The organism is Methylobacterium sp. GC_Met_3, assembly GCF_026540775.1.
GTDB lineage: Bacteria > Pseudomonadota > Alphaproteobacteria > Rhizobiales > Beijerinckiaceae > Methylobacterium.
Genome location: NZ_JALNUL010000016.1, coordinates 98,197 through 108,526, shown reverse-complemented (window position 1 = coordinate 108,526; position 10,330 = coordinate 98,197). Strand labels below are relative to the sequence as shown.

The following is a 10,330-nucleotide window of genomic DNA, read 5'->3' as shown; positions in this document are numbered from 1 at the left end:
CTCAAGCGTACGACCTTCGTGCTGACGCTCTGCTCGACCTTGGCATCGATCGCGATCCTGTTCCTGGGGCCCTTCATCATGAAGATCTTCCTGGGGCATGCCTACGCGGAGGCGGGCAACATCTTTTCCGTGCTGAGCCTGACTCTGCCGCTCGGGACCATCAGCTATTGCTTGAGTATGCTCCTGCTTCTTCCCGCACGAAAAGATAAGGCGGTCACGGTCATCGCAATCGTGGGCGGTGCGCTCAATCTTCTGTGCGCGATCGTTCTGACACCGCAGAACGGGGCCATGGGCATGGCGATCAGCCGCGTGATTGCGGAAGTCGCCATAACGATTCTGACCTTTTATGTGACGATCAGAAGCGGGCTCTGGCGCGACGTGTGGCGCGCAAGCGGCTCCGTACCCGCCTCCATGAACCTGTCCGCCCGGTTTCAGAATCTGCGGAAGCGGTTCCTGCGGATCCCGATGACGTTCAGATCCGGACTCTGACGGAGGCCGGGATCGAAGCGGCCGGGTTGCTGGGCTTGGCATCGGTCATCGCGGCGATGGCCTGACGACCCAGCAACCGGGCCTGATTCTGACGGGTACGCACCATCGCGTCCGCCGATCGTGCCAATGGCACCGGCACCGCGCGCGGATCGGTGCCGCCGATCATCACGACTGTCCGCCACGTCCATCGCATGCCCGGGCGAGGCTGCCGATCAGCGCCGTAGGGATTTTCAGGAGCAGAGTGCCGCCACCTGCAGGCGGTAACACTGCGGGCAGTAGCGCGGACAATGTCCGCCGTAGGGCGGTGGTTCTCGAAGGCGGCGCCGTCTCCGGTTCGCCGGAGATCGCCGACCGGTCCGCGCCGGCCGTCGTGACCCGGCCCCAAAGGGCTCGTGTCCCGTCGGGAATTTGGCTGGGGCGCCAGGATTCGAACCTGGGAATGGCGGTACCAAAAACCGCTGCCTTACCACTTGGCGACGCCCCAAGGCAGGCGGTCGCTGTCTAGACGGCGCGGCCCCGCCTGGCAAGCGTTTCGCCGGGGGCCTCAGTGGCGTTCGGGGACGCCGTCGATCCGGCGGGGCAGGTCCAGCGGATTGGCGGCCTGGAGCGCGGGCGGCAGCAGGGCGTCCGGGACGTCCTGATAGCTCACCGGGCGCAGGAACCGATCGATCGCAAGGCTGCCCACCGAGGTCGTGCGCCCGTCCGAGGTCGCCGGATAAGGGCCGCCATGCACCATGGCGTGCGCCACCTCGACGCCGGTGCCGAACCCGTCCACCAGGATGCGGCCGACCCGCCGTTCCAGGAGCGGCAGCAGCGCGCGGGCATCCGCGTGGTCCGCTGGAGCGAGGTGGAGCGAGGCGGTGAGCTGGCCCTCAAGCTGCTCCAGCACCTTGCGCATCGCTGCCAGATCCGGGCACCGGACGACCAGCGCCGAGGCGCCGAACATCTCCTCCTGCAGCACTGGATCCGCCAGGAATACGTCCGAGTCGGTGGCGAACAGGGCGGCCCGCCCCTGGGTCGCCGTGCCCTCCGGCCCCTCCGCCAGCAGCGTGACGGCATCGTGGCCCGCCACCCGGGCGACGCTCTCGCGATAGGCCCGCTGGATGCCCGGGGTCAGCATGGTGGCGGCCGGGCTCTCGGTCAGGGCCGCGGCGGCAGCCTCCAGGAAGGCGTCGAGGCCGGGGCCCGGCTGCGCCAGGATCAGGCCGGGATTGGTGCAGAACTGTCCGGCACCGAGCGTCAGCGAGGCCGCGAAGGCCTTTCCGATCGCCGCGCCGCGCTCGGCCAAGGCGCCGGGGAACAGCAGGACCGGGTTGATGCTGCTCATCTCGGCATAGACCGGGATCGGGTGCGGGCGCCCGGCTGCGATCGCCATCAGGGCTGTGCCGCCCCGGCGCGATCCGGTGAAGCCCACGGCCGCGATCCGGGGATCGGCCACCAGCGCCTGCCCGATCGACTGGCCGGCATCGAACAGCAGGGAAAAGACCCCCTCCGGCAGGCCGCAGGACGCGACCGCCTTCTGGATGGCGCGCCCGACCAGTTCCGAGGTACCGGGATGGGCCGGATGCGCCTTCACCACCACCGGGCATCCGGCCGCGAGGGCCGACGCTGTGTCGCCGCCCGCCACCGAGAAGGCGAGCGGAAAGTTCGAGGCGCCGAACACCGCTACCGGCCCGACCGCGATCCGCCGCAGGCGCAGATCCGGTCGCGGCAGGGGCTTTCGGTCCGGCAAAGCCGGGTCGATGCGGGCTCCCACGTCGCTGCCTTCACGCACCACGCCGGCGAACAGGCGTAGCTGCCCGGCGGTCCGGGCACGCTCGCCCTCGATCCGCGGGCGCGGCAGCCCGGTCTCCGCCATGCAGCGGGTCACGAGCTCATCGCCGATTTCGAGAATGTTGGCCGCGATGGTCTCGAGGAAATTTGCCCGGGTCTCCGGATCGGTCTCGCGGTAGGTGTCGAAGGCAGCTTCCGCCAGGGCGCAGGCCTGGTCGAGGTCGGCGTGGCTGGCGCTCGGGAAATCGGGCTCAAGAGCCTCCCCTGTGGCCGCCTCCACGGCTCGGAAAGAGGCTTCCGTGCCGCGCCGGGCCTCGGCGCCAATCAGGTTCTCGCCGCGCAGGGTCATGGGCTGGTCCTCTTCGTCTCGATGCAGGCTGGCGGATCAGCTCCGCTGCGCCGCGAGCGCCTTCTCGCGGATTGCCGCGAGGGTCATGGTCGGGGTGAGCGCCTCGGGATCGACGCGGCAATGGATCAAAGCCGGCAGGCCCGAACCGAGGCTCCGCTCGAAGGCCGGGGCGAAATCCTCGGTGCGTTCGACACTCTCGCCATGGCCGCCACAGGCCCGGGCCAGGGCCGCGAAATCGGGGTTGCGCAGCTCGGTCGCCGAGACCCGGCCGGGATACTCGCGCTCCTGATGCATCCGGATCGTGCCGTACATGCCGTTGTCGAGAACGACGACCACGATCGGCACGTCGTACTGCACGGCGGTGGCGAATTCCTGCACGGTCATCATCACATCGCCGTCGCCCGCGAGCGCCACGACGATCCGGTCGGGGTGGCTGCGTTTGGCCATCACGGCGGCCGGTAAACCGTAGCCCATGGAGCCCGAGGTCGGTGCGAGCTGCGTGCCGAAGGCGCGGAATCGGTAGTAGCGGTGGATCCAGGTGGCGAAGTTGCCGGCGCCGTTGCAGATCACGGCGTCGGGCGGCAGCCGCTCCCGCAGCCACGTGATCGCCTGACCGTACTGGAACGCCCCCGGCTTCGCCTCCGGGGTCTCGGACCAGGCGCGGTAGGAGGCGTGGGCCTCGGCGGCGCGGCCGGACCCGGTGGGCGCGAAATCCGGCAACCCCGCGCAGAACGCCGCCGGGCTCGCCTGAATCGCAAGGGTGGGCTGATAGACCCGGCCGAGTTCCGCCGGATCGGGGTGGACATGGACCAGCGGCAGGCCGGGATCGGGGATGCCCAGCAGGCCGTAGGATTGCGCCGGCATTTCGGACAGGCGCCCGCCGATCATCAGCAGGAGATCGGCTTCCTTGATCCGGGCGAGGAGCGCTGGGTTCGGGCCGATCCCCAATTCGCCCGCGAAATTCGGGTGGTCAGCGGGGAAGAGCTGCGCCCGGCGGAACGAGACCGCCACAGGCACATCGTGGCGCTCCGCCCAGGCGGCGAACGCCGTGCAGGTCTCCGCGCTCCAGCGCGAGCCGCCGAGCAGCGCCACCGGCCGCCGGGCCTCCGCCAGCATCGCCCGCAGCCGCTCCGCATCGGCCCGGGACGGGGCAGGCTCGGCCGGCTCCACGCAAGGGGCGTCGCCGACCGAAGCGACGTCGTCCAGCATGTCCTCCGGCAGGGCGATCACGACCGGGCCAGGCCGGCCCTGCATCGCCACCCGGAAGGCCCGGGCGAGGATCTCCGGGATGCGGGCCGCGTCGTCGATCTCAACCGCCCATTTGGCGACGCCGCCGAACATCTGGCGGTAGTCGATCTCCTGGAACGCCTCCCGGTCGCGCATCCTCCTGGCGATCTGCCCGACGAACAGGATCATCGGCGTCGAATCCTGGCGGGCGATATGGACCCCGGCCGAGGCGTTGGTCGCCCCGGGGCCGCGGGTGACCATGCAGATGCCCGGACGTCCGGTGAGCTTGCCGGCGGCCTCCGCCATGATGGCAGCGCCCCCCTCCTGGCGGCAGACGAGGATGTCAATGCCGCTGTCGCGCAGGGCGTCCAGCACCGCGAGGTAGCTCTCGCCGGGGACGCAGGTGACGCGCTCGACGCCCTGCGCGAGCAGCTGGTCGACGAGAATCCGCGCGCCGGTGCGTGGGGGCAATCCGCTCAAGCCGTCCTCCCTGGCGATTCCGCCGTGCGGCCCCTGGCCGAGAAGGCCCATGATCCGGTCTGAAATGCCGGTGATATCTCAGCTGAGGATAGAGGCCGGGCGGTCGCCGTCAACCTGTCAGACGAGCGGACGACGGTCGAGGGCCTTGCGTGTCATCTGGTCCAGAAAGTCGAACAGGGTGCCGATACCGGCAACCGCCGTCTCGGCGTCGCGGGCCACCACGCCGGCCACGATCCCCGCATGGATCCGGGCGCAGTCGAGGAAACTCGCGGTCGGCTCGTAGGTGTACCAGAAGCGCCGGGACTGGGCGTGGAGCGCCGCCATGGTGCTGGTCAGGGTGGCGTTGTGGGCGGCTTTGACCATTGCCTCGTGCAGCGTCCGCTTGCTGCGGAAATAGGTCTCCCGATCCCGGGCCCCGGCGGCGGTGAGCAACCCGGCGACACCGCCTTCGAGGGCGGCGAGTTCTTGGTCCGATCCGCGCGCGATCACGCAGCGCGCCACCGTCTCGTCGAGGGGGCGCCGGACTTCGAGCAGTTCGAGATGCGTGATGATGTCGACGGGCGTCACCAGCACGCCGCGGCGCGGATGGACCTCGACGAAGCCGATGGTCTTCAGCCGCGCCAGCGCCTCGCGGACCGGGGTGCGGCCGAGCGCCAGTTCCTCGCCCAACTCGCCCTCCGACACCATCGCCCCGGGGGCGAGCCGGCGGCTGATGATCATCTGCTCGATGGCGTCGTAGGCGGTCTCCGCGAGGGAGCGCGGCCGTTCCGTCACTGCGAGGCCGTTCAAGCCCGATCCTGCCGACACAAGTTTCTCTCCAGCCAATACATGCTGCATGGGTTTCAGGATTTGTCTGACGCCATGTCGAGGCATTGACAATGGCGAGGAACGGCGTGCTACTCAACCTCTGAGATATCAGTCGGCGCTCACGGCGGTTCCGCAAGAACCGTGCGGTGGAGCGACACGACAATCCAGGGAGGAAACCGATGTCTGGGCTGTCCGAAGGGACGCGCGCCAAGCTGAAGACCGTCAGCACGGCGACGCTGATGACCGCCCTCTACAAGCGCGGTTTTCGCAACCAGATGATCCAGGGCGTGCTCCCCCTGAAGACGGGCGGCCCGACCATGATCGGCGAGGCCTTCACGCTCCGCTACATGCCGGCCCGCGAGGATCTGAACCCGATCACGGTGTTCCGCGACCGGGCGCATCCGCAGCGCAAGGCCGTGGAGGAATGCCCGCCCGGCGCCGTGTTCGTGATCGACAGCCGCAAGGATGCACGGGCCGCCTCCGCGGGCTCGATCCTGGCGACCCGGCTGATGGTGCGGGGCTGCGCCGGCCTCGTGACCGATGGCGGGTTTCGCGATGCCGCCGAGATCGCCGCCCTCGAGATGCCGAGCTACCACGCGCGGCCCTCGGCGCCGACCAACCTCACCATCCATCAGGCGATCGACATCAACGTGCCGATCGGCTGCGGCGACGCCCCGGTCTTCCCCGGCGATGTGATCGTGGGCGACGGCGACGGCGTCGCGGTGATCCCGGCCCACATCGCCGACGCGGTCGCCGACGAGGCGGTCGAGATGACGGCTTACGAGGATTTCGTCACCGAGGAGGTCCGCAAGGGTCGCTCGATCCTCGGCCTCTACCCGGCAACCGACGAGCAGAGCCTCGCCGACTTCGCCGCATGGCGGAAGCAGACCGGCCGCTGAAAGCCGGCCCCCGTTCGCGGGCGCCAACAAGCACGTTCAGAACAGGGAGGGCGCCATGGCGGCTGGCATTCCAACGGTCACGGCGGCGCCGGAGATCGAGCGGCGGACGGTGTCCAAGGTCTCGTGGCGGCTCCTGCCGCTGATCGTGGTGATCTACTTCGTCGCCTACATGGACCGGACGAATGTCGGCTTCGCCTCCTTCGGGCTGAACCGGGAGTTCGGCTTCTCGGCGACGCTCTACGGCTGGGGCGCGGGCATCTTCTTCCTCGGCTACTTCTTCTTCGAGGTGCCGAGCAACGTGCTGCTGGAGCGCACCGGGGCGCGGATCTGGATCGCCCGGATCATGATCACCTGGGGGCTGATCGCGGGCGGCATGGCGTTCATCGCCGGGCCGGTGAGCTTCCTGGTGATGCGCTTCCTGCTCGGCGTGGCCGAGGCCGGGTTCTTCCCCGGCATGATCCTGTACTTCACCTACTGGTTCCCCCGGAAATACCGGGCCCGGGTGGTGGCGGCCCTGTTCCTGGCGGTGCCGGGCTCGAACGCCCTGACGGCGGTGATCTCTGGGGCGCTGCTCCAGCTCGATGGGGTGCTCGGCTTCCACGGCTGGCAATGGCTGTTCATGGTCGAGGCGGTGCCCGCCATCATCCTGGCCTTCGTGGTACTGGCGCTGATGACCGACCGGCCCGCCAAGGCGACCTGGCTCGCCGAAGACGAGCGCCGCTGGCTTGAGGAGACGCTGGAGGCGGAGCGCCGCAGCACCGTGAAGGCGCACGGCCACTTCACGCTCCGGCAGGCGCTGACCGATACCCGGGTCCTGACCCTGGCGGGGATCTACTTCACCATCGTCACGGCGACCTACGGCATCACCTTCTTCCTGCCGCCGATCCTCAAGAGCCTGAAGCTCACCGACTGGGAAACGGGTCTTGCGACCGCGGTCCCGTACGTGGTGGGCACGATCGGCATGGTCTCGTGGAGCTGGTCCTCGGACCGGCGCAACGAGCGGCGCTGGCACTTCGTCATCGCGGCGATCGTGGCGGCGATCGGGCTGATCGCCGCCGGGCCGCTGCTGGGGAGCCTCTGGGCGCTCGTGGCGATGTCGGTGGCCACCGTGGGCCTCTACGGCACCAAGCCGGCCTTCTGGCCCCTGCCGGCGGAGTTCCTGTCGGGACCGGCCGCGGCCGGCGGCATCGCGCTGATCAATTCGATCGGCAATCTCGGCGGCTTCGTCGGCCCCTACGTGCTGGGCTGGCTGAAGGATACGACCGGCACCTACGAGGCTGGCCTGTACTTCCTGGCGGGCTGCGCCCTGGCCTCCGCGGCCCTCGCCTTCGCGACGGTCCGCGGGCAGGCTGCTTCGACGGACCCAGCCGGCGCCGTCCGCCCCGCCCGCCCGAACGCGTGAGACCGGAGAGATCGCGATGACCGCCCACAAGAAGACCTTGGGCGAGCTGCGCAGCCAGCGCTGGTTCGGCGCAACCGACCTGCGCAGCTTCGGCCACCGCTCGCGCATGCTCCAGATGGGCTACGAGCGCGCCGACTTCAGCGACAAGCCGGTCATCGGCATCATCAACACCTGGAGCGACATCAACCCCTGCCACCAGCACTTCAAGGCGCGCGTCGAGCACGTGAAGCGCGGCGTGTGGCAGGCGGGAGGCTTCCCGATCGAGCTGCCGGCGCTCTCCCTGTCGGAGAACTTCGTCAAACCGACCACGATGCTCTACCGCAACCTCCTCGCCATGGAGGTGGAGGAGCTGCTGCGCCAGCATCCCGTCGACGGCGCGGTGCTGATGGGCGGCTGCGACAAGACCACGCCCGGCACCGTGATGGGCGGCATCTCCATGAACCTGCCGATGATCTTTTTGCCGGCCGGCCCGATGATGCGCGGGCATTCCGGCGGCACGATCCTCGGTTCGGGCTCCGACGTGTGGAAGTACTGGGCCGAGAAGGAAGCCGGCAACATTACCACCCAGGAGTGGAACGACATGGAGGCCGGGATCGCTCGCTCGGCCGGCACCTGCATGACCATGGGCACGGCCTCGACCATGACGTCGATCACCGAGGCTTTGGGGCTCACCCTGCCGGGCGCGGCCTCGATCCCGGCGGCGGATGCCGACCATCCGCGCATGGCCGGCGCCTGCGGCCGGCGGATCGTCGAGATGATCTGGGAGGACCTGAAGCCCTCCGACATCCTCGACCGGCGCTCCGTCGACAACGCGCTGGTGGTCCACAATGCGCTCGCCGGCTCGACCAACGCGATGATCCATCTCGTGGCCATGGCGGGGCGGGCCGGCATCCCGCTGAAGCTCACCGAGTTCGATGAGTTCGCCCAGCGTGTGCCGGTGATCGCCAACCTGCGCCCCTCCGGTCAGTGGCTGATGGAGGATTTCCACATCGCGGGCGGGATCCGGGCCCTGATGGCGCGGCTCTCGCCCCTCCTCCACCTCGATGCCCGTGCGGTTAGCGGCGGCACGATCGGCGATGGGCTCGCCGGCATCCGGGTCTTCAACGACGACGTGATCCGGCCGCTGAACCAGCCGATCGTCGCCATGGGCGGCACCGCGATCCTCTACGGCAACCTTGCCCCGGACGGCTGCGTGATCAAGCCGCCGGCCGCCGACCCGCGCTTCCTCCAGCATACCGGCCCGGCTTTGGTCTTCGACAATTACGACGCGATGAGCGCGGCGGTGAACGACCTCGACCTCGACGTGACGGCCGACCACGTGATGATCCTGCGCAATGCCGGGCCGATCGGCGGCCCCGGCATGCCGGAATGGGGCATGCTGCCGATCCCGAAGGTGCTGCTCCGCCAGGGCGTGCGCGACATGGTCCGGATCTCGGACGCCCGGATGAGCGGCACGAGCTACGGTGCCTGCATCCTGCACGTGTCGCCGGAATCGGCGGCCGGCGGGCCGCTCGCGGCGGTCCGCAACGGCGATCTGATCACCGTGGACGTGCCGGGACGGAGCATCCACCTGCACCTCGACGATGCCGAGATCGCCGAGCGCGTGAAAGCGTTCCGCCCGCCGGACCGGGCCTATCCGCGGGGCTACAACCGCCTGTTCGCCCAGCACGTGCGGCAGGCCCACGAGGGCTGCGACTTCGATTTCCTGGAGGGCGCGGGCGGCATCCCGGAACCCGAGATTCACTGACCGGGCCAGCCGCCGGAGAGCGGCAGGCCTGCATCGCAGGGAGGCGACATGACGATGATCGCACGCAGGGGGCTGCTCGCCGGGGCGGCCCTCATGGGCGCCGCGCGGGCCGCGGGGGCGGCCTGGGAGCCGTCGCAGCGGGTGCCCGACCCGGCCGTCGAGATCCTCGACCCGGCCTTCGCCAAGTACCGCCTCGCCTCCGCGACGGTGGAACGGGTCGCCACCGGCTTCCGCTGGGCCGAGGGGCCGGTCTGGTTCGGCGATATGGGGTCGCTGCTGTTCAGCGATGTGGTCAACGACCGGATCATGAAGTGGGAGGAGGCGTCCGGCGCGCTCTCGGTGTTCCGCAAGCCGTCGAACTACGCCAACGGCAACACCCGCGACCGGCAGGGCCGGCTGATCACCTGCCAGCACAAGACCCGCAGCGTCACCCGCACCGAGCACGACGGCAGCCTCACCACGCTGCTCGACCGGTTCGACGGCAAGCCGCTGAACTCGCCAAACGACGTGGTGTGCCATTCCGACGGGGCGATCTGGTTCACCGATCCGGCCTTCGGGCCGAACCCGCACGAGTCGATGGCGGCGCCTGAATTGCCGGGCAACGTCTACCGGATCGATCCGAAGACGGGACAGGCCAGCGTCGCGGTCGAGGGTGTGGCGGGGCCGAACGGCCTGTGCTTCTCGCCGGACGAGTCCAAGCTCTACGTCATCGAGGCCCGGGCGAAGCCCAATCGCCTGATCCGCGTCTACGATGTGGTCGAGACTGGCACCAAAACCGCCAACGGCCGCGTCTTCTACGATGCCGGCACCGGCACGCCGGACGGGTTCCGGGTCGATGTCGACGGTAATCTCTGGTGCGGCTGGGGGATGAGCGAGGCCGAGGACGGGGTCCTCGTGCTGTCACCGCAGGCCAAGCCGATCGGCCGGATCCGCCTGCCGGAACGCTGCGCCAACCTGTGCTTCGGCGGCCTCAACCGCAATTTGTTGCTGATGACGGCGGTGCATTCGATTTATGCGCTGTACGTGAACACGCGGGGCGCGGGGACCTGCTGAAAGTGGTCTTGTGATGCAGATCGCTACGCGGTGAGTCTTGCGCAGGGTCCCGGACGCATTCCGCTGTCGCTGCATGCGTCCGGGAAAGGGACAAGTCTTATTCT

Annotated in this window: 9 protein-coding genes and 1 tRNA gene; 5 read left to right on the top strand and 5 right to left on the bottom strand. The window is 69.3% G+C overall.

The features are described from left to right. On the top strand, positions 1-489 hold a 489-nt coding region (locus OXS27_RS18975; protein ID WP_267358247.1), incomplete at its 5' end, for a polysaccharide biosynthesis C-terminal domain-containing protein. Here OXS27_RS18975 and OXS27_RS18970 read toward each other — a convergent pair. The 5 genes from OXS27_RS18970 to OXS27_RS18950 form a co-directional block, all read right to left on the bottom strand. Continuing rightward, positions 473-655 (bottom strand): hypothetical protein, encoded by a 183-nt coding sequence (locus OXS27_RS18970; RefSeq protein WP_243918482.1) that lies wholly within the window; start codon positions 653-655, stop codon positions 473-475. The two genes, OXS27_RS18975 and OXS27_RS18970, sit on opposite strands and share 17 nt — an antisense overlap. A 243-nt stretch (positions 656-898) precedes the next feature. Continuing rightward, positions 899-973, bottom strand: a tRNA-Gln gene (locus OXS27_RS18965). Between the two features lie 60 nt (positions 974-1,033). Then, complete coding sequence (locus tag OXS27_RS18960; protein WP_267358246.1) at positions 1,034-2,611, bottom strand: aldehyde dehydrogenase (NADP(+)); 1,578 nt, start codon at positions 2,609-2,611, stop codon at positions 1,034-1,036. A gap of 36 nt (positions 2,612-2,647) precedes the next feature. Beyond that, on the bottom strand, positions 2,648-4,318 hold the full coding sequence (locus OXS27_RS18955; RefSeq protein ID WP_267358245.1) for a thiamine pyrophosphate-binding protein: 1,671 nt from the start codon (positions 4,316-4,318) through the stop codon (positions 2,648-2,650). 117 nt (positions 4,319-4,435) lie between these two features. Then, positions 4,436-5,107 carry a GntR family transcriptional regulator gene (locus tag OXS27_RS18950; RefSeq protein ID WP_243918488.1) on the bottom strand — a complete coding sequence of 224 codons (672 nt, stop codon included), beginning with the start codon at positions 5,105-5,107 and terminating at the stop codon, positions 4,436-4,438. A 197-nt stretch (positions 5,108-5,304) separates the two neighbouring features. On the opposite strand from OXS27_RS18950, the gene OXS27_RS18945 reads away from it, so the two are divergent. The 4 genes from OXS27_RS18945 (at position 5,305) to OXS27_RS18930 (ending at position 10,226) form a co-directional block, all read left to right on the top strand. After that, positions 5,305-6,024 (top strand): ribonuclease activity regulator RraA, encoded by a 720-nt coding sequence (locus tag OXS27_RS18945; protein WP_267358244.1) that lies wholly within the window; start codon positions 5,305-5,307, stop codon positions 6,022-6,024. Between the two features lie 55 nt (positions 6,025-6,079). Beyond that, positions 6,080-7,426, top strand: coding sequence for an MFS transporter (locus tag OXS27_RS18940; protein WP_243918492.1), 1,347 nt, complete (start codon positions 6,080-6,082; stop codon positions 7,424-7,426). 16 nt (positions 7,427-7,442) lie between these two features. Continuing rightward, positions 7,443-9,173 (top strand): L-arabinonate dehydratase, encoded by a 1,731-nt coding sequence (gene araD, locus OXS27_RS18935; RefSeq protein ID WP_267358243.1) that lies wholly within the window; start codon positions 7,443-7,445, stop codon positions 9,171-9,173. Between the two features lie 93 nt (positions 9,174-9,266). Beyond that, the gene (locus tag OXS27_RS18930; RefSeq protein WP_243918640.1) at positions 9,267-10,226 is read left to right on the top strand and encodes an SMP-30/gluconolactonase/LRE family protein; all 960 of its coding nucleotides are present in this window, start codon (positions 9,267-9,269) and stop codon (positions 10,224-10,226) included. The last annotated feature ends 104 nt before the right edge of the window (positions 10,227-10,330 follow it).